This is a genomic window from Thermoproteus uzoniensis 768-20 (genome assembly GCF_000193375.1).
Taxonomy (GTDB): domain Archaea; phylum Thermoproteota; class Thermoprotei; order Thermoproteales; family Thermoproteaceae; genus Thermoproteus; species Thermoproteus uzoniensis_A.
Genome location: NC_015315.1, coordinates 905,928 through 924,012, shown reverse-complemented (window position 1 = coordinate 924,012; position 18,085 = coordinate 905,928). Strand labels below are relative to the sequence as shown.

The window sequence follows — 18,085 nt, the reverse complement described above, 5'->3', positions numbered from 1 at the left end:
TCGCGCAACAGGTGGGCCGGGCGCTCCGTGAGGCTATGGATAGGCGGCGTTTCATAAAGCTCATGCTCGCCGCTGGCGGCGCCGCCGTGTTGGGCGGCTACGCGACGTATCGGCTACCCCAGACAGGCGGGAGTCGGCCGGAGCCCCCGCCCAACTCCCACATATCAGCTATACAGAACTACACCGGGTCGACGACCACGAGCGCGCCGCCGCTGACGCCGGAGAACCTCTGGTACGTCGTCCAGATCGGGCCGACGCCTACAGTCGACGTGGGCAACTACGCGCTGGTGGTCGACGGGCTCGTCGAGAACCCGCTCAAGCTTACCTACAAGGAGCTGGCCTCTCTGCCGTCGGTAGAGCTCGTGACGACGCTCCAATGCGTCTCCGATCCCTACTTCTTGAGGGCGACGGTCAAGTGGCGGGGCGTCAAGCTCAGCGACATACTCAACATGGCCGGCGTCTCCAAAAACGCCGTCAAGGTGGTCGCCTACGGGGCCGACGGGTACACCAGCGATCTGCCTCTGTGGAAGGCGATGGAGCCCGACACGCTTGTGGCCTATATGGCCGACGGCGAGCCTCTGCCGAGCAAGCACGGCTACCCCGTCAGGCTGGTCGTGCCGAGGTGGTGGGGCTACAAGAGCGTGAAGTGGCTCGTCAAGCTGACAGTCACCGACAAGGACTACCTAGGCTACTGGGAGTCGGTGGGCTATCCGGACGTGGCCAGGAAAGACGGCGGCGAGTAGGCCATGGGAACCGGCCGCGCGGCCGGCCTAGGCCCGGCGGCTCTGCAGATAGAGGCGGCGCTGGCGTCGATAGCGGCGTATCTACAGCCGGCGCTGTCGCCGTATTTGCTGGCGGCGGTGGGCGCGACCCTGGCGGTGCCCGAGATAAACAGGAGCATATACTCGCCGCAACTCCAGAGGCAGACCGCCTGGGCTCTGCTTGCGCTGGCGATCGCCGAGGCCTTGACAGGCTTCGCCGCAGGCCCCGTCACCTCTAACCTAATCAGCGCGGCCACCGGCGGCTTGTTGACGAGGGGGTCGGGCTACAGCTCCACCTCTTGCTGATAGATCCCCTGGCCTTCTTCTTCGTCTTGCACATAGCGAGCGGCGTCGGCCTTGCGCTTATCAGACGCGGCGTGACGTGGCGCCCGCTCTACAGCGCTGTCATACCGGCCTTGTTAATAGCGGGCTTCGCCGCCGTGGTCTACCTCGACAGCTTGTTCTTCTTGGCCTAGGGGGCTAGGTAGACGTAGAGCGCGGTCAGCGCCAACACGGCGGCCACCACGTAGTCGAAATATCGAGGGTCTACCCTCCGGAGCGCCCGGGAGAGACCTGCGTCCGCCAGCGACATGACAAAGGCCAGAGACGCGGCGCTGGATACGACGAAGGTAGCTGCGACCAGGAAAGCGTACGAGTTGCCGAGGGCCAACGAGGCCAGGACTAGGGGAATCGCCGCCGGGTCGGGCAACACAGAGACGGCCGCCGAGCCCTCCACGTCTATGCCGCTTCCGCCTCCACGCACTGCACCGATCAATACGCCGACGGACACCGCCGCCAACAGCGCTATCGAGACGTATTTGATGTAGGCCATCGGCAACACGTAGGCGCCCGCAAGGGCGGCGATAAGAGCAAGGGCAACCGACAACACGCCGTGCGTCAAGCCCACCAACGCCGATATGGCCACCAAGGCAAATCTGCCGTAGCGCCTCCTGGCCAAAGACGCCGCCAACGGCGCCCAGTGATCAGGCGCCGCCATGTGGAGAGCGCCCAACGCGACAGCCGCCAGCAGGAGCCCGCCCATCGCGGCGGATCCAGCTACTCCACTCCGATTACGGATTCCCTATACGCCTCCAGGAGCCTCTCGATTTCCCTCGCCAGCGATAGATCCCTCTCAGTGACTCTGTTCCCGGCGTCGTGTGTCGTTAGCTTGAGGACGAGGTCCGTGTACCTCAACTCCGCGTCTGGGTGGTGGCCTAACCTATCTGCGGCCTCTGCGAGGCTCGCCAAGAACCTCGCCGCGTCGGTGTGGGACTTGAACCTTATCCTATACACGATATACTCCTCCTTCCTCACGGCAACACTCCGATGTAGCTATTTATCGGTTGCCGACCCGGTCGGGCTGACGCCGCGGGGCCCGGTCAGCCCTAGGCCCCAGATCCGGCGCGGTTGCCCTCGGCGAGGCCGCGAGCCTTCTTGACATATTTTGAGGCTAGATCGACGATCTTCTCGACGTACTCTACGTCCTCCTTCACCTGTGCGCTGTTCAGCCGCGCCTCGTGTAACCCCTCGACGTGGAGGAACCACGCGGCCCGCCAGAGAAGCCTTAGGTCTCTCCCAGCTATCCTCGAGGCCGAGTCTACCGCCTGGAAAAGCAACTGGGCGGTCCAGCGGCCGTACTCTCTCGCCCTCTCGGCTTCCCCCAGCCCCAGCGCTGTGGCCAACGCCTTCACGGCCTCCTCGGCCGCCCTGTAGAGCTTCTCGGAGGCCTGTACCGGGTCCCTATCCACCAATCCCCTCCCCTCGGCGAGGAACCGCTCAGCGAGCTCCACGTGGGCCGAGGCCCGTCTGTTCGGATCCAACGACAGCGCTCTAGACACCAACTCGACGAGGTCCAGACCCTGTCTTCTGGCCATCTCGAGAAGCGTCTGGGGTATCTCCACGGCGTATACTCGGCGAGATTATTTATGGTTTGTGCCTTACTGGGCAGGTTACTTGTGGGGGAGCTAAGGAGTGGGCGGAAGCATACGCGAACAGACTGGTCGCCTCGCAGATTCTCCACGGCCTCGCGAATGACCCCCTCTTGTTGTATTTTCTGATTCAGGAGAAACATCCGACATTACCACAGGAAGAGTATAGAGGGGGCCGATGTCCGGATATCTTTCCAACGTTAGCTCGTGATAGCCCGCGGCGGCCGTCCCGCCATTTTGATATCTGCCGCACCTCTTGTCCGGTCGTGGAGGCGCCTCTGATCTTGGCCCTCGCACTCTTGGCGACCGTAATGGCGCTCGCGCCGGTCCGGCCGGTCTACGCCGTGAACGTGCTCTACAAGTTGCACGACAACCCCTCGCTCGACTGCGCGATAGGCCGAGGCTGGAACTCCTCAAGCTACTGCGCCTACTACTACGTCGTGGCTTCCAGATAGGGCTCCGGGGGCGCGGGCCGGCAACCGTCCAGCTGGCGTAGCGCTTATTCAACGTCTTGCAGGTCGGCGCCGTCATCGAGCACGGGGACGTGTGGATCGGCGAGATCTACCACAGCAGGGGCGTTGGAGTGGGCTAGAACCGGTGTAGGTGGGCCGCGTGGGTCCCGTGCCCCGGAACGCAGGAGAGCAGAAAGGGACATTCCTCGGAGAAATTAAAGAAATAAACTAAATCCAGATATGGGCTGTGATAAGTATCCCCCAAGTACTTTTTCAAGAACTGAAAAAGATGGCCGAGGAGAGGGGTAGTAGCGTGGAGGAGATAGTGATAGACGCGTTAACGCGGCAACTCGACCCTGACGTTAGGGTTAAGATCTACTTGGAGCTACAGGAAAAATATCTAAGGGAGGCCGAGGAGCTCTATGCGAGGGGCGACTTGCCGCAGGCCGGGGAGAAGTACTGGGGGGCCGTCGCGGCGTTGCTCAACGCAATTGCGGAAAAGAGAGGTTGGAGACACTACAGCCACCGGGACTACGCCGAAATTGTAGAGAGGCTTTCCGAAGAGGTGGGGGCGCCTCTGGGCAGACTCTTTGCAAGTTGTGAAAGATTGCATTCAAACTTTTATCACAACTTTCTAACCAGACTTAATTTTGACGCTCACAGAGAGGACGCGCTGAGGCTTATTGAGATATTGAGGAGACTATTGTCGTAAGTTGAGAGGTGGCGCGGCCGTGAGGAACACAGTTTGGAGGAGTTGCTCTAATGCCGCGGCCCCTTCTAGTTGCTCAAACCGCGTCCACAAGCTGGTGGCCTATCAAACGAGGTGGACGCGCCAGGTGGCCGCACCGGCTAGACGGGAGATAATAAAGCCTTGGTACACGGGGTCGTATAGCGCAGAGGGACAGCCCGCCGTGCCTAGGTTGCCGCCGCGGATGCGGCCCGGAGGGTTGCCGGCGGGCGTGCCGCGGCCACCTATCTCAGGCTCGATACGCCCCGCGTTAACGCCTATGCCCTTGTAGACACAAGTCCTCCACGTACCTCGGCAATAACTTCAGATACTTAGCGCCGGGGCCGTGCGCGGCGATGTGTCTAACTGCCTCGTCGCACGACTGCACATACAGCCCACAGCGGAAGCGCTCGCCGGCGACTAATCCCTCAACTACCTCGGCCTCCTTGCCCAGCCTAGTGCCGAGGGAGACGCGGCCCCGCCTCCTCCAGACGCGTAGAGAGGTTTTCACAGCCCTCTCAACAACAGTATCGAGCGACGGGCATACGAACTGGAGGTATGGGGGATGGAATGGGAGAGGAAGCGCCGTGCCTAGACGTGCGGCGAGGGCGGACCAGCCAGCAAGGGCGCAGCCTTCCAAGACGTATACAGCCTCTGCCGACAGCCTCACGGCTCCGAAGAGCAGACACCCCCCTTCTCTAAAGGCGAGTACCATGCACCCTCCGCCAGATCCTCTCCAGCTCTTTCTCGAGACCTGCCTGGAGGGCCCTCCTCCTCAGATACGACAAGTCGAGGGGAAGCCTAAGTAATTTCTTCAAGTCGTCTATGTCCTTCCGTTCGCCGCTCGCTAGCTTCAGGATAGCCAGATCTTCGGGTGACGGTATTAGGAGGCCTTCAGCCTCCCTACACCTGGAGACAAACTCGTCGTCCAATATGAGGGGGGCATAGTTTATGTCCACGTGTACGCCCTCCGCGTCCACGTACAGCCCCCATTTCCTCCACTGGACGGAATAGCCGACTCCCCTCAACGCCTCTGTGAGCCTATCTCTGACCTCTACGGTGAACGGCCGGTCGATGGCTAAGTCCCAATCAGCCGTCTGCCGCACCAGGCCGTAGAGCTCCAAGGCCCTCGCCCCAATTAGAAAAACTCTATACCCCAAGGATCGGCATATCTCCGCCACCCTCCTAACGCCCCGCGGTAGTTGAAGCCGGCTTGTCATACAGTTCGGGCCCCGGCCGATGCCCTATCTGCGCCGATCTGAAATACTGCGAGGACGGGCCCGAAAGCCGCCGCAACGGAGATATCCGGCGACTTTGCGAGATCCATGTCAGACGCGTGGCCTGCCTTAAAAACCTCCTCAGTCTAGATAGCCGCTGGCGTAGTCCAGATACTCTAGGTACGACTCGATCTCCCACCGCCTCCGCAACTCCTCATCGACGGAGTAGATCACCACGCCGCCTCTCAGAACCGTGTAGATGAGGTCGAGGCCGGCCGCATCCAGCGCCACCACGTCCACCTCGGCCCCCAGCGCCCTCGACAGCTCCGCCGCGAGCTCCGCCTCGTCCACAATGGAGACGTCCCTTCCGAAATAGACCGCGACGTCCCAGTCGCTGTCCTCCCTCTCAAGCCCCCTGGCCCGGGAGCCGAACAAGTAGGCGAACTTTACCCCAAACCTCCTAAACACCTCGGCGGCAGGCCCCCACTCCACCGCCGGGCCGACTCCCCTCTCCTTTACAAACGACTTAACGGCGGCGAGGAGGCGCGGGAGCTCCTCCAGCGCCCTCGCCCTCATCTCCCCCAGTTCGCGGGCATTTATTTCCCTATACGCATGGGCCAAGGCGTTCCGCATCTTCACAAAGGGGGCGAAGCCGGGCGGCAACACGCCCCTCTCCTCCGCCTCTAGGACAAGTCGGGTGTACGACGGCGGCTTCCTCCAGCCCAGCTCCGAGAAGAGAACAGCCAAGGCGTCGAGCACGTCCTGGACTGCGGCGTAGAGATTCCACCGCAGTATATCCTCGTCGTCGGCCGACTCGACGCGTTTAATCCTCGCCTCGGCGTCTTCTAGAATCCTCAAAATCCTCACGCCGCCACACCTACGCAGGTCTAAAAACCCCGACGCCGCGGCCATCGCGAATGGCGTAGCGCCGTCCACAGACGCCATCGGCCTATGTTGGGATCAAATGGGCGCTGGAGTGCTAGGCATGTCGTCAAGGCCTCTGGGAGGCGCTCGGCCCGCAAAGTAAATTCAATAAATATTGGGATATCGCACGTGGGCAAGACGTTGACGATTCTGGCCCACGGAGATGCCGACGGCGTGTGCTCGGCCGCGCTCGTGAAGGCCGCCTTTGCGGAGGAGTACGAGGAGGTGCGGATCTACTTCACCCATCCCGTGGATCTGGTCAAGGACTTCCGGGAGGCCGCCGCCGGGGACGTGTACATAGTCGACGTGGCCATAGACGAGAAGTTCCTCGATGAGGCGCGGGAGGCCTTCTCGGCGCATCGAGGCCGCGTCGTGTACGTAGACCACCACCCCCTCTCCGCGGATCTGCCGGGCGTGGAGGTGGTCCACGAAGAGGGGGCCGCGGCCTCCGAGCTCGTCTACAGGCGGCTCGCCGGGAAGTTGCCCCGGCTCTACAGCAGAGTCGCCCTCTACGGCGCCATCAGCGACTACATGGACCACACAGACTGGGTGAGACAGGCGCTGGAGATGTGGGATAGGCGGATAGTCTACTACGAGGCCGGCGTGTTAATGCAGGGGCTGGAGCGGGCGCGGAAAGACCACGAGTTCAAGCGGGAGGTGGTGGGCCATCTGTCCAGAAACGGCGCCCCCTCGGCTCTGCCGAAGTTGCTGAGGCTGGCCGAGGAGCAGGCTAGGGTCAACGAGGCCCTCGTGGGCTGGGTGGAGAGGAACGCAGTCGTGGAGGGCCGCGTGGCCTACGTGGTGAACCCCCCGGGGCCTCTCGGCCTCGCCGCAACTCTCGCGAGGGGCCTCAAGGAGTCGCCCGTGGGCATCGCGGCGGAGGAGAGAGGCGACGTATACGTCATGAGCCTGCGCTCTGCTCCCCCGGTGGACCTGAACGCCTTCTTGAGAGACTTCGCCAGAAGGCGCGGGGTGTCGGGAGGCGGCCACAGAAACGCCGCTGGGGCCAGAGTACCCAAGGACATGTTCAGGACTCTGGTGGAGGAGCTCAACGGGTTCATCTCGCGGCTGTAGAGAGCCGCGCCCCTGGCGATAGGCCCCGCGGCCGGCGCGCCCGAGGACGTCCGCCATCTCGGCGGCGCCGTGCGTCGGCGTGTCGCCGTGCTGGAGCCGCGCATGAAGGCGCACAGCCCCTACCGTGAAGCGCGAGGGAATCGAGAACGAATTGAGGCCGACGGCAGATTCGGAAGACGAAACGCGCCGCGGCTTCGAATAGGTGAACGGCAGGCTTGTGGAGCTCGGGATGCTCGACCGGCGGCTCGGCCGGGTCCTCCAGGTCTTCGCGCGCTCGGCCGGCATGGGCTTCTCCACGCACCGATATAAAGCCATGCGCCAGGTCGGCTCGTCGGGCTGTTAGGGCTTGACGTCTCGGTGCGGCCTATAGGATAGTCGGCAGGAAGAGGCCGAGGAGGCCGTTTATGAGCCATATCAACAGTGCCAGCGCCGCGGCGCCCAGCCAGCCGACGCCTTGGAGCTTCCTCAAGACGTACAGCCACACCAGCAAGGCGAGGATCCCGCCTATGAGAGGTATCCCAACTACCGCGCGGAAGAACCAGAAGATGAGGGCGCCGACCAGCGCGGTCACGGCCGCCCCGGCCAAGCTCTCGTTCTTCTGCCTCCCGGGGTATATCTTGAGCGCGATCCACACGGCTATCGTCGACACGATCCAGCCGACTAACAGCCCGACGAGACTGTGGACGTAGGCCATAGGGTGCCTCAAGACCGCGTTATTAAGGGTTGCGTCAGCAGACCCTCTTCAGCTCGACCGCGTCTATGTCGTAGTAGTAGCCCTCAACACGCGCGCCTATATCCCTCAACTTCTCGCACGAGACCCTCACGTTCTCGACCTCCACGGCCTCCGGCTCCCGACTGCCCGCCCTCTTGACAGCCTCGTCTATCTGCCTCTGTATCGGAGGCGGCGCGGCGCCGTCTAGGCCTAGGGCCACCGCTCCGCACCTCTTGTGGCCGACCACGTATATGGTCCTCACGCCCAGCCTATCTACGGCGAATTTCAGAGAGTGGTAGACCAAGTCGTCGACGACGTTTCCCGCAACCCTCACGACGAACATCTCCCCTACGCCCGAGAGGGTGAGGAGCTCCGGCGAGACGCGGGAGTCGCTACAGGTAAGCACGGCGCATCTTGGCCTCTGCGCCGCCGCGGTTTCCCTAATCTGCCTCAAGATCTCTGCGGCGGAGAGAGCCCCCACCCCGGCCCTCACCTTGGCAAATCCCTCGAGACACACGCGCGAGATCTACAGGGGTTTAAAACAGCTGAGCCTCTACGCCCAGCGAGCCGAACGCGGCGACCTCTGCAGACTGCGGCAATCTCGACTAATAAAACAAAAAATGAAGAATTATTTTATCCGTGAGTTGTGTAAAAGGTCGCTATGATCAATACGCTTACTATGGTTGTGGCCAACACCGCGATCGTTATTTTCCTGATCGTGGAGTCGGTGGGCGTCCCTCGATAGACTAGAGCGGCCAGCGCAGTGGCTATTACGAACGACAAGACGACCAAGACGCCGTGGCCTATCCAGTGGTGGCCGAACGTCGTGGTCAACCAAGCGTTTACGGCCTTGACGGACTCCTTAACGACATCGAGAATCGCATTGAATAGGGCGGCGACGACGTATCCAACTGCCGAGGCTACCGTGAAGCGGCCGGCCCTATCCATAGCCCGCCTTAGCGGCCCAAGCCATTTTAGCTGATACCCCTATCCAGGCGCCGAGGAAGTCCATCACGAAGTATCCGATGAGCAAAGCGACAAGGCTCCATAAGAGCAGTCTTCTGCCGCTCTCCGACGCCGGATCCACGCCGTACGCGGCGATGGGGACAAAGGTAGCTAGCATCAAGCCAGTGTAGAATATATGCTCCTTGATCTCCATACCTAGTTCTTGGGCCGCCGCGGTCATCTTGTTGGCCAGGATGACCTTCCTATCGGCGGGGTACTCTATCACGTAGACGGGCGCCACTGCTATCCAGCTCAGCCATACCAAGACGGCTAGGGCGACTGCCAACGGCCTTATGTACTTAGTGGCCCGGAGATATACCATCGCGAGCAACGCCGTCGCGTCCAGCGCCGCCAGAGTAGCAAAAAATACATGTATGCCCGCCTCTAGTCCAGGAATAGACATTGATCTACTGTGTAACTGTATTTTTAAATTTTCCTCCATTTTAGGTTTTTGTACTTATTTATAAAATTGTACTATTATATATTCTTATCTATATTAGTACCCATCGATCTATCTCTCCATATCGAGGCGTCGATGTTGTTAGATCCTCTTTGATCAGCGTTGTGAGGAGACTTTCAGTCTCTATGATGCCGGACGGTGCTGGATACGCAAAGCCGTCGCCGCATAGTCGACAATTCAGATGTTAAAATCGGCCTCTAGGCCCGGACTCCACGACTGTGTAGAGAAGCAGAGCCCTCTCCTTCAGCCTCCCCGTCACTGGGTCGACCTCCAGCTCGAGGATCTCCAGCGTGGTGACGCCTATGAGCACCTTGTCCGCCACGTCCGAGATCAAGACGGGGACGACCTCGCCGCGGCCCATTATCTCGACGTAGGCCCTCCCCCGCTCCATCGTGACCACGCCGGCGCCCGTCTCCACTCTAGAGATCGAGTGGGGCTTTATGCCCAGCGCGTCGGCGAGGCTTCTGGGCAGAACAGTCAGCGTGGCGCCGGTGTCCACTAAGGCCCTCACCGACTTGCGGGCGGTCCCCTCGGCGTTTGCCACCACGGCGTCCACCCACACGTGGCCCACGGAGATGTGGGGGCCGGGGCTTAAAAATTTGGGGCGCTACTTTAGGGCGTAGGCGTCCTTCGCGAAGGCCTCAACGGCCCTCCGCAACTCGTCCGGATCCCTTATCGGCATGCTACAGGCAGTGCCAGCGCAGACGTAGGCCGCGGGCTTGGGCCCGCGCGCCATGGCCCTTATCGAGGACTCGGGGAAAGGCCAGCCCTCCACGACAGGCACGACGACGTGCCACGGCCGATAGGCCTCCAGGGCGGCCCTCCACAGCTCCGGCGAGTCTCCGACCACGACAGTCCTCGGCGGCGGCACCGCGAGGAGGTCCAGCGCTATCCACATGCCGGATGCGGACGGCCCCACGCGCTCCATCTTGCCGTAGAGGGCGGACACGGCCCCATACGCCGCGTCTCTGTACTCCCGCCGCCCCGTAATCTCGGAGAGAAGGGCCAGGGAGATGGCCGCCAGAGAGTTGCCGGAGAAGTTGGGGGTGTCGAGGAAGGGGTAGTTGGGGATCCCGACGACGTCGTCTGCCTTCTCCACGTCCTTGAAGCCGCCGGCGTCCAGGAACTTGGAGGCCAGATCGCCGCCCAGCTTGTCGGCGGCCTCGACAAGCCGGAGGTCGCCGGTTTGGGAGAAGCCCTCCACGAGCGCGAGGGCGCAGTAGGCGTAGTCCTCCACGGTGGGGACGCCGATGGGCGAGCCTCCCCGGTAGCCGCGGGGCAGGGCGCCGTCGGAGCCGTACCTCCTCGCGATGAGCTCGAGCGTGTCGAGGGCGTGCCGTCTGTCCCCGACGCCTGCGAGGCGGGCCGAGAGGAGCTCGGCGTAGGCCATCGCGCAGCTCCAGCCGACGTATATAGTCTTGTCCACGAACGGCGGCTTCCGGCGCCGTCTGGCCTCCAGCAGTATCCGGTACACCTCCTCAACCTCCGGCCCCTCCATAGGCACGGCGACTCTAAGCGTGGCCTTGCCCTCGGGCCAGTCGAAGTCCTCCAGGCCGAAGTGCCTCGCGGCTACGCCGTACCTCCCGCCGAGGATGGACCTCAGCTCCTCCAAGCTCCAGCGGTAGTACCCGCCCTCCTCCCCCTCCACGTCGGCGTCCTGGCTCGCGTAGTAGCCGCCGCCGGGGGCCCTCATGAACTCGTCCAGCCACTTGACAATCCCCTCGGCGACTTTTCTGTAGAGCCTCTTCCCGAAGTGCCTATAGGCCTTGGCGTATAGGGCCAGAAGCTCTGCGTTGTCGACGAGGAGCTTCTCGTAGTGGGGTATAAGCCAGAGGCGGTCCGTGGAGTATCTGAAGAAGCCGCCCAGAAGCTGGTCGTAGACGCCTCCCAGCGCCATGGCGTCCAAGGTCCTCTCGGCCATCTTGCCGTATATCCCAACGCCGTCGTAGAAATGCCGCGTCAACAAGAGCTCCAGCTGGGTTATGGGCGGGAACTTAGGCGCCCCTCCGAACCCGCCGAACTCTTCGTCGAAGGACGCGGCGAGGGCGGCCAAGACATCGAGCTGGGCATCCCTCCTGGGCTCCCCCGCGCTCGGCGAATGCCAGCTGGAGAGCTCCGCGGCTATGTCTGCGTGGAGCCGCTCGATCTCGCCCCTCCTCTCCCTATACGCCTTGACCACGGCCTCCAACACCTCGTCCATGCCGGGAAGCCCCATCTGCCTCCTCGGGGGCAGATACGTGGCGGCCCAGATCACGCGGCCCTCCGGGGTCATGAAGACAGTGAGGGGCCAGCCCGACTGGCCCGAGATCAGCTGCGCCGCCTCCTGCAACCGCCTGTCGACGTCTGGCCTCTCGTCCCTATCGACCTTGATTGCCACGAACTCCCTGTTCACCATCTCGGCGACGGCGTCGTCGCTGTAGGTTGTGGCGTCCATCACGTGGCACCAGTGGCACCACACGGCCCCCACGTCCACCAACACCGGCTTGTCCTCCCTCCGAGCGATCTCGAAGGCCTCCCGGCACCAGCCCCACCAACGGATCTTGCTGTTCAGCCCCTCCAAGACGAAGGGGGAGCCGGAAGACTGCAGACACCTCAGACGCAACTCCTCCATGGATACCCCCGAATGCCTTCTAAAAACGTTGGGCCCTCGCCGGTTTCAGCTCGCGTAACCGAGGTTGCGCAGGTCCGTGCGGCGGGTTTCAGAGAAGGTTTTAATCCCGGCGCGGAGGTCCCCACATGGCGCGGATTTCCAAATTCGCCGCGTTGCTGTCGGCGCTGTCGCTCCTGGCGGCTCTGTCGTACGGGCAGTGCCCCATGTGCGGAGGCTGGTGGGGCGGCGGGTGGATGTGGCCTTGGGGGTTCCTCGGCTGGATATTCGGCCTATTCCTAATGTTGCTGTTTATAGCGCTTCTGGTCCTGCTGGTTCTTTGGCTCTGGAGGCAGATAGCTAGATCTCAGACGCATCACTAACCTGCCCTTGGTTTTTTCCAGCTCGACCAAGCCCTTTTCCTGCAACCTCTGGGCGGCTCTCCACGCCCTGACCTTGTTGAGGCCCAGCTCCTTCGCTATCTGGGCGACCGGGGCCTCGCCGCCGTGGGCCACAAGCTTGAGGTACATAGAGCGATCCGGCTCTCTGAGAAGCGACGCCAACATCTCCAGATCCCCGCCGGCTCTCGCCCCGCCCGACGAGGTCCTCAGAACGGCGTAAACGGCAAGCCCCAACGTGGAGAGCAGGGCGAAGAAGACGACGGACATGGGCGTGGGGTAGGGGCAGTCGGGGCACATGTACCTTACGTGCATGTAGTCGAGAAGGAGCGAGGCGGCTAGGGCAACCGCCAGCACTGCGGCGATCCCGCGAGCCGTGGCCGCCCCGAGCCTGCGGGCCGCTCCGTTAATGCCTGTGGGGCATGCCCTGCGGGCCATGCGTCAGATAGTGCTGGGGATTCCGCTCGAACTCCTCCTTGCACGCCTGGGAACAGAAGTAGTAGATCTTGCCTCCATATATAGTCTTATATTTCGCCGTCTTTGGGTCGACCTCCATCCCACACACGGGATCTATGGCCATGACCTCCGCCCGCCTCCCCGATTTATCCTTTACGCCCGAGGCGCCGATGTGCGACCCAGCGCTAGTGCAATCGCAAGCGGCCTCCCCTATAGAAAGTCCGGCGCAACTTTAGCCGATACGCGGAGGCTCGACGCCTATGCAGTTTTCGAGTAGCGCGTTTCGCTCCTTCGAAACCGGGATAGCGCAAGGTTTCACGAAGGGGATTTATCGCCGAGCTCCTAAGCACGCATGGAAAACAGAAAGATGTTGGCAATAGCCCTGCTAGCTGCGGCGGCAGCCGCGGCGGCAGGCGCCCTAGTGTTCGGGTGGACGATCTGGAGAGAGGGCTGGTGGGGATCTACGGGGCCGTACCAGTGGGCGCCGATGGCGGGCATGATGGGCGGATGGGCGACCGGCGGGGGCGTATACGCGAACGTGTACCAGTACGGATACGTCGGCGGTTGCCCCATGTGGGGAGGCCGGCAGCTCGGCGTCGGCTACGTCAACGACACGAACCTCGTGCAGTACGTGGAGAGCGCGACCGGCTTGGAGGTGCTGGAGGCCGAGAAGTACCAGTACAACTACTACGTGATAGTGGGGCGCGGCGGGAAGCCGCTGGAGGAGCTCTTGGTGTTCCCCAACGGCGTGATCCATCCGGAGCCCCAGTCGATGATGTGGCGCGGCTTGCCTATGCTTATCGACAACAAGACCGCTGTCGAGATAGCGGAGCGGTGGCTCGCGGCGCACTTCCCGGGCTCCGAGATAGAGGAGGTCCACGTATTCCCCGGCTACTACACTATACACTTCATGACGCCCGACGGCGACATGCAGATGCTCAGCGTGAACGGCTACAACGGCGCCGTCCTATTCCACTGGTGGCACGGGAGATACATAGCGACCATAAAGGGATAGCCCTTTTTACCCCTATCTGCGGGGGAGATTTAGTCGTCGAGGACGTCGTCGACGTTCTCGGCGCAACACGCCGCCGTGTCGCGCGCCGTCCTCGGGACCTCCACCGTCATATATCCTCGACGGAGGCCCTCCTCCTCATGAAAGTACCCCTCTCCAGCTCCAGGAATGCTTCTCTAATCTCCTCCCACGTATTCATGACTATGGGCCCCCGCCACGCGATAGGCTCGCCGATGGGGACGCCGGAGAGCAACAAGAAGCGGGCGGGGCCTCTGGCCCTCAACACGCCGCCGTCTCTGGACAACACGAGGAGCGATCTGTCCTCCACGGCCCTCCCCTGTATCCTCGCGCGGCCTCCGAAGTTGTACACGAGAGTTCTCCAGCCCTCCTCCACCTCGTAGAGGAACTCGACCCCCTCGGGAATCTCCACGTCCATGTAGACCACGGGGATCGGGAGGCCTGACACGGGGCCCTCGACTGCGCCTGTTCCGGGCTCCCTTACTCTGCCCGATATCAGCCTCACGACGGCGCCCCTGTCCGTCACTACTTTGGGTATCGAGCCGCTTTTGAGGTTCTTGTAGAAGGGGTCCGACATCTTGAGCCTCCTCGGCAGATTGACCCAGAGCTGGAAGCCCGAGACCTCGGGGTCTTGTCTGTAGGGCCTCGGCATCTCGGAGTGGAATATCCCCGAGCCGGCGTTCATCCACTGGAGGTCTCCCGGGCCCAGCACCCCCTTGTTCCCCTCAGAGTCCTCGTGGTGTACCTCGCCCTTGAGGAGGTAGGTTATGGTCTGGATCCCCCTGTGGGGGTGCCACGGGAATCCCGCCAGATATTCGTGGGGGTAGCGGGAGCCGAAGTGGTCGAGCAGGAGGAAGGGGTCGGTCAGCTCGGCCAGGACGGGGTCGCCGAAGACCCGGTAGAGCTTTACGCCGGCGCCGTCCCTAGTCCACGAGCCGGCCACCAAATACTCGACGTCCATGGCATAATGTCGTTATCTACACAAAAACGTGTCTATATATCTTTATATACGACGACGATATAGGCTTTTGCCCAACTACGTCCACCTCGTCGACGGCGGAGCTGAAGACGACCGACGCGATGCCGCCCGACCTGACCACCTCCAGCGCCTCGGCGAGCGGCCCCTCGCCGTATCGCTTTATCGAGCAAGTGCACTTGGTCAGCCTGAAGAGCTCTTTCCGCGAGGCGAACGTCTGGGTGTAGAGCAGAAGGCGCGACGCCCTTATGATGGAGTAGGCCTTGAAGGTGAGGTCGCCAGGTATTTTGGCGTCTGGGGGGAGGTCTATGTAGTAGAGGCCGGGCCTCACCCGCGGGGCGTCGAACTCGAAGTTGTTGAAGGAAAGCCTGTAGAGTATGGCGCGTCCCTTGGAGGGGTCGAGATAGGCCTCCACAAGCCCGGCGCGCCTCAGCTCCTGCACGACGGATCTCAGCCTCCGCTCGGAGACGCCGAGCCGCTCGACGAGCTCCCTGAAGGTGACGTATCTCGCCCCGTCCACGAGGTGGCGGAGCGCCATGTAGTTTATGACAAGCTTGGCCGTAGGCGTCAGGCGCAACATAGCCCCTATACGTCTCGGCGTCTTATACCCACCTATGTGTGAAATTTTTGCCTAGTGTGTTGGGGCCGGGGGCCAACTATATATATTCCTGAGAATTATTTAGATGTGTCCACCTTTGTGGTTGTCGGGGGCGGCGTGGTGGGGCTCTTCGCCGCGTATTATCTGAAGAGGGAGGGGGCCGACGTCACGCTCCTGGAAATGGGCGGGCTGGCCCACTCGTCGAGGGCCGCGGCCGGGGTCCTGGAGTTCACCAAGTTCGAGCTCAACAGAATAAACGTGAGGGGATACGCCCAGCGCTATCTCGGCATGGTCAGGCGCGGGAAGGCCGCCGTGAGGAGCCTCGACCTCGCCTGGCTCGTGCTCTACCTCAAGATGTACGGGAGGGAGCCCGGCGAGGAGACGTGGAGTTTCTTGAAGGAGATGGCCCAGTTCTCGCGGCGGGAGTATCTACGGCTAGCCGAGGAGCAGAACGACTTCGAGCTGAGGGAGGAGCCGGTGTACGAGGTTGTCGACGACGTGGAGAAAGAGGCAGAGGCGCTGAGGAGGGACCCTCTAGGCCCGAGGTTCGAGATCGGGGAGATCGACGGGGCGAGGGCTATCGTCTATCTGGATCCCTTGATCATCTCGACCGACCTGGCCGCAGAGAGGCTGGCCAGAGAGATCTCGGGTGTCAAGGTGGTCAACAAGAGGGCGGTGAAGGTGGGCGACGGCGCGGTGGAGCTTGAGGGGGGCAAGGTGTTGAGGGCCGACGCCGTGGTAGTAGCAGGCGGCTGGTGGAGCCGCCGCTTCGGCGTCCCCGTGGCGCCGCTTAAGGGATACGGAGTTCGGGCCAAGACCGAGAAGAGGCCGGGGCGGACCGTGGCGGACTTCGTCGGCGGCGTCTTCGTGGTGCCGTTCTCGCGGTGGGTCAAGATCACCGGCAGATTCGACTTGGACCCCCATCCAGACGCAAAATATCTGCCCAACGTCCTCGAGGCGGCGGCCAGGTGGGTCGGCAAGGCTGACGTAGTCGACGCGTCTGTGGGGTTCAGGCCCTGCACTCCCGACGGCCTGCCCGTGCTGGAGAGGCGAGGCGACGTCGTCTTCGCCACCGGCACCTGCAGACTGGGCTGGACCTATGCGCCGGCCATGGGCAGGATAGCGGCGGATCTGGCGCTCGGACGGCGGCGCGACACGCCGATCACCACCAGAAGGTTTTCTTGAGCCGTGGAAGCCGCCGGCAGTCGCGTATAGCAATTGTCTAACCTCCTGAAGCGGCGCCTCTCGTAGTAGCGGGGCCCGCCGCCCTACACATACGCCTTCGTGGCGTCACAACTACGCAGACCTTCTTGTTCGCACTCTCTCGACTATTTCTTTTACTAGTTTCTCCACCCGCTTTAGGGCTTCAGCTACCTGTTCCGCTGTCGCCCACCCCTCGTAGAAGTTTATGTGCATGGCGTTTGCTTGTGCCCAGGCGTCGTGTACCCAGCCGCCCAGCTCGTCGGCGGTTTTCTTGGCGTAGCGCCAGAGCTCCCCGTGCGACGCCAGCCTAACCCCCTCCCGCCAGTAGGCATAGGCCTTCACCGCAAGCGCGGCGGCTCCCCAAATCTTCTCGCTGGCCTGCCTCAAATCGCCGGCCCTCAACTCCTCATCGGCGGCTTTTAAGAGCTCTAGGGCGGCTTCGGCGTACGTCCTCGCCTTTTCTGGGGGATCCATGTTCGAGAAGGCGATTTCGAGCAGATAATCCTCCAGCGACACGGCCTCCGACTCGGCCAACGACCTCAGCCGCCTAGCCAACACTGCGGGTAGATAAATCGCCTCCACATCCACAAATAGAAAGTTTTTATAAGCTTCTATCACTCCTCAAGTTGCGCCCAGATTTCGGCCCGAAAAATGGGGCCGATATGAGACAAAAAAAGAGGGCCGATTTACGGCTGGTCGCCCTTCTTGACGGGGGCCCCGACCAAGTTGCCCCACTCGGCCCAAGAGCCGTCGTAGACCCTCACGGCCGGGTACTTCAACAGGTACTTCAGGACGAACCAAGTGTGGGCCGCCCTCTCGCCTATTCTGCAGTAGGTGATCACCTCCTTGTCGGGGGTGATGCCGGCGCCTTCGTAGATCCTCCTCAGCTCCTCCACCGGCTTGAACTTGCCCGTCTGCTGGTCGACGGCCTGCGCCCAAGGTATGCTTATCGCGCCGGGTATGTGGCCCCCTACCTGCGTCTGCTCGTTGGCGTATTCGGGAGGCGCCGTTATCTCGCCCTTATACTCCGGCGGGCTCCGCACGTCCACCAACAAGACGTTCTTCCCGACCTCTCCGTGCACTACCTTGTTGAGGACCTCCCACAGATAGGCCCTTCTAGAGCCCCAGTCGACGCGCCTCACCTTGTACTGCGTCTTGGGGAACGTCGGCCGGTCCTTAGTCGTGGGCCTCCCCTCCTTGGCCCACGCGGTCCTCCCGCCGTTCATTAGCCTGACGTCCTCGTGGCCGTACGCCTGGAACAGCCAGAAGGCGTAGGCGGCGAACCAGTTGTTGTAGTCGCCGTAGAGCACCACGGTGTGGTCGTTAGATATGCCCCTCTCCGACATGAGCCTCTCGAAGTCGCTCGGCTCCAGGAAGTCGCGCCTCACGGGGTGTCTGAGCTCCTTCCACGCGATCAACACGGCGTTGGGCACGTGCCACTGCTCGTAGGCTGTGGCCGGGTCGTAGTCCACCTCCACGATCCTCACCTTGGGGTTGTTCAGGTTTTGTTGGACCCACTCGGTCTCCACCACCGCTTCGGACATGGGATAAACCCCGTAATTGACCTTAAAGCGTAT

27 protein-coding genes are annotated in these 18,085 nt (G+C 62.3%); 9 read left to right on the top strand and 18 right to left on the bottom strand.

Annotation, left to right across the window (positions count from 1 at the left end; all coding sequences use genetic code 11):
• The first annotated feature begins 35 nt into the window (after positions 1–35).
• From TUZN_RS05065 to TUZN_RS11465, 3 genes are read left to right on the top strand one after another with little or no spacing between them, the layout of a single operon-like run.
• The gene (locus TUZN_RS05065; protein ID WP_202795131.1) at positions 36–743 is read left to right on the top strand and encodes a molybdopterin-dependent oxidoreductase; all 708 of its coding nucleotides are present in this window, start codon (positions 36–38) and stop codon (positions 741–743) included.
• Positions 744–746: 3 nt separating this feature from the next.
• Complete coding sequence (locus TUZN_RS11470) at positions 747–1,067, top strand: hypothetical protein (protein WP_013679875.1); 321 nt, start codon at positions 747–749, stop codon at positions 1,065–1,067.
• Positions 1,061–1,237 (top strand): hypothetical protein, encoded by a 177-nt coding sequence (locus TUZN_RS11465; RefSeq protein WP_013679874.1) that lies wholly within the window; start codon positions 1,061–1,063, stop codon positions 1,235–1,237. Before TUZN_RS11470 ends, TUZN_RS11465 begins: the two co-directional genes overlap by 7 nt.
• Here TUZN_RS11465 and TUZN_RS05055 read toward each other — a convergent pair.
• The 3 genes from TUZN_RS05055 to TUZN_RS05045 form a co-directional block, all read right to left on the bottom strand.
• On the bottom strand, positions 1,234–1,803 hold the full coding sequence (locus tag TUZN_RS05055; protein ID WP_013679873.1) for a hypothetical protein: 570 nt from the start codon (positions 1,801–1,803) through the stop codon (positions 1,234–1,236). The two genes, TUZN_RS11465 and TUZN_RS05055, sit on opposite strands and share 4 nt — an antisense overlap.
• Positions 1,804–1,817: 14 nt before the next feature.
• Entirely contained in the window at positions 1,818–2,075 is a 258-nt protein-coding gene (locus tag TUZN_RS05050) for a 4a-hydroxytetrahydrobiopterin dehydratase (RefSeq protein WP_013679872.1), read from the bottom strand.
• A gap of 71 nt (positions 2,076–2,146) precedes the next feature.
• Complete coding sequence (locus TUZN_RS05045; protein WP_013679871.1) at positions 2,147–2,662, bottom strand: PaREP1 family protein; 516 nt, start codon at positions 2,660–2,662, stop codon at positions 2,147–2,149.
• A gap of 293 nt (positions 2,663–2,955) precedes the next feature.
• Between TUZN_RS05045 and TUZN_RS05040 the strand changes: the two genes are divergently transcribed.
• Both TUZN_RS05040 and TUZN_RS05035 read left to right on the top strand, forming a co-directional pair.
• A complete protein-coding gene (locus TUZN_RS05040) occupies positions 2,956–3,144 on the top strand; it encodes a hypothetical protein (RefSeq protein WP_013679870.1) in 189 nt (62 codons plus the stop codon).
• Positions 3,145–3,430: 286 nt separating this feature from the next.
• Complete coding sequence (locus TUZN_RS05035; protein WP_013679869.1) at positions 3,431–3,853, top strand: PaREP1 family protein; 423 nt, start codon at positions 3,431–3,433, stop codon at positions 3,851–3,853.
• 286 nt (positions 3,854–4,139) lie between these two features.
• Here the strand turns inward: TUZN_RS05035 and TUZN_RS05030 are convergent, their stop codons facing one another.
• The 3 genes from TUZN_RS05030 to mntA form a co-directional block, all read right to left on the bottom strand.
• Entirely contained in the window at positions 4,140–4,538 is a 399-nt protein-coding gene (locus TUZN_RS05030; protein WP_237698273.1) for a hypothetical protein, read from the bottom strand.
• 28 nt (positions 4,539–4,566) lie between these two features.
• Positions 4,567–5,088, bottom strand: a complete 522-nt coding sequence (locus TUZN_RS05025) for a DUF6036 family nucleotidyltransferase (protein ID WP_013679867.1) — start codon at positions 5,086–5,088, stop codon at positions 4,567–4,569.
• A gap of 138 nt (positions 5,089–5,226) precedes the next feature.
• Complete coding sequence (gene mntA / locus TUZN_RS05020) at positions 5,227–5,952, bottom strand: type VII toxin-antitoxin system MntA family adenylyltransferase antitoxin (protein ID WP_052886106.1); 726 nt, start codon at positions 5,950–5,952, stop codon at positions 5,227–5,229.
• A 186-nt stretch (positions 5,953–6,138) separates the two neighbouring features.
• Between mntA and TUZN_RS05015 the strand changes: the two genes are divergently transcribed.
• Entirely contained in the window at positions 6,139–7,083 is a 945-nt protein-coding gene (locus TUZN_RS05015) for a DHHA1 domain-containing protein (RefSeq protein ID WP_013679865.1), read from the top strand.
• Between the two features lie 364 nt (positions 7,084–7,447).
• Here the strand turns inward: TUZN_RS05015 and TUZN_RS05010 are convergent, their stop codons facing one another.
• The 6 genes from TUZN_RS05010 to TUZN_RS04985 form a co-directional block, all read right to left on the bottom strand.
• Positions 7,448–7,777 carry a hypothetical protein gene (locus tag TUZN_RS05010; RefSeq protein ID WP_013679864.1) on the bottom strand — a complete coding sequence of 110 codons (330 nt, stop codon included), beginning with the start codon at positions 7,775–7,777 and terminating at the stop codon, positions 7,448–7,450.
• 34 nt (positions 7,778–7,811) lie between these two features.
• Complete coding sequence (locus TUZN_RS05005) at positions 7,812–8,312, bottom strand: carbonic anhydrase (protein ID WP_013679863.1); 501 nt, start codon at positions 8,310–8,312, stop codon at positions 7,812–7,814.
• A gap of 116 nt (positions 8,313–8,428) precedes the next feature.
• Positions 8,429–8,743 carry a hypothetical protein gene (locus tag TUZN_RS05000; protein ID WP_013679862.1) on the bottom strand — a complete coding sequence of 105 codons (315 nt, stop codon included), beginning with the start codon at positions 8,741–8,743 and terminating at the stop codon, positions 8,429–8,431.
• Complete coding sequence (locus TUZN_RS04995) at positions 8,736–9,203, bottom strand: hypothetical protein (RefSeq protein ID WP_013679861.1); 468 nt, start codon at positions 9,201–9,203, stop codon at positions 8,736–8,738. Before TUZN_RS04995 ends, TUZN_RS05000 begins: the two co-directional genes overlap by 8 nt.
• Positions 9,204–9,444: 241 nt before the next feature.
• A complete protein-coding gene (locus TUZN_RS04990; protein WP_052886105.1) occupies positions 9,445–9,831 on the bottom strand; it encodes a retroviral-like aspartic protease family protein in 387 nt (128 codons plus the stop codon).
• Between the two features lie 36 nt (positions 9,832–9,867).
• Positions 9,868–11,871 carry a thioredoxin domain-containing protein gene (locus TUZN_RS04985; RefSeq protein ID WP_013679859.1) on the bottom strand — a complete coding sequence of 668 codons (2,004 nt, stop codon included), beginning with the start codon at positions 11,869–11,871 and terminating at the stop codon, positions 9,868–9,870.
• 125 nt (positions 11,872–11,996) lie between these two features.
• On the opposite strand from TUZN_RS04985, the gene TUZN_RS11020 reads away from it, so the two are divergent.
• A complete protein-coding gene (locus TUZN_RS11020) occupies positions 11,997–12,230 on the top strand; it encodes a hypothetical protein (protein WP_148678597.1) in 234 nt (77 codons plus the stop codon).
• On the opposite strand, the gene TUZN_RS04980 is transcribed toward TUZN_RS11020, so the two are convergent.
• Entirely contained in the window at positions 12,147–12,602 is a 456-nt protein-coding gene (locus TUZN_RS04980) for a helix-turn-helix transcriptional regulator (protein WP_013679857.1), read from the bottom strand. The genes TUZN_RS11020 and TUZN_RS04980 overlap by 84 nt on opposite strands.
• 49 nt (positions 12,603–12,651) lie before the next feature.
• Positions 12,652–12,825: a YHS domain-containing protein gene (locus TUZN_RS11015; RefSeq protein ID WP_013679856.1), complete on the bottom strand. Its 174-nt coding sequence runs from the start codon at positions 12,823–12,825 to the stop codon at positions 12,652–12,654.
• Positions 12,826–13,053: 228 nt separating this feature from the next.
• Here TUZN_RS11015 and TUZN_RS04975 point away from each other — a divergent pair, with 228 nt between their 5' ends.
• Positions 13,054–13,716: a hypothetical protein gene (locus TUZN_RS04975; RefSeq protein WP_013679855.1), complete on the top strand. Its 663-nt coding sequence runs from the start codon at positions 13,054–13,056 to the stop codon at positions 13,714–13,716.
• Positions 13,717–13,822: 106 nt separating this feature from the next.
• Here the strand turns inward: TUZN_RS04975 and TUZN_RS04970 are convergent, their stop codons facing one another.
• Both TUZN_RS04970 and TUZN_RS04965 read right to left on the bottom strand, forming a co-directional pair.
• Positions 13,823–14,692: a pirin family protein gene (locus TUZN_RS04970; protein WP_013679854.1), complete on the bottom strand. Its 870-nt coding sequence runs from the start codon at positions 14,690–14,692 to the stop codon at positions 13,823–13,825.
• Positions 14,693–14,708: 16 nt separating this feature from the next.
• A complete protein-coding gene (locus TUZN_RS04965; RefSeq protein WP_013679853.1) occupies positions 14,709–15,287 on the bottom strand; it encodes a helix-turn-helix domain-containing protein in 579 nt (192 codons plus the stop codon).
• A gap of 105 nt (positions 15,288–15,392) precedes the next feature.
• Between TUZN_RS04965 and dpdh the strand changes: the two genes are divergently transcribed.
• On the top strand, positions 15,393–16,490 hold the full coding sequence (gene dpdh / locus TUZN_RS04960; protein ID WP_052886104.1) for a D-proline dehydrogenase: 1,098 nt from the start codon (positions 15,393–15,395) through the stop codon (positions 16,488–16,490).
• A gap of 111 nt (positions 16,491–16,601) precedes the next feature.
• On the opposite strand, the gene TUZN_RS04955 is transcribed toward dpdh, so the two are convergent.
• Entirely contained in the window at positions 16,602–17,096 is a 495-nt protein-coding gene (locus TUZN_RS04955) for a PaREP1 family protein (protein WP_148678595.1), read from the bottom strand.
• A 98-nt stretch (positions 17,097–17,194) separates the two neighbouring features.
• On the bottom strand, positions 17,195–18,052 hold the full coding sequence (locus TUZN_RS04950) for a sulfurtransferase (RefSeq protein WP_013679850.1): 858 nt from the start codon (positions 18,050–18,052) through the stop codon (positions 17,195–17,197).
• Positions 18,053–18,085: the final 33 nt, after the last annotated feature.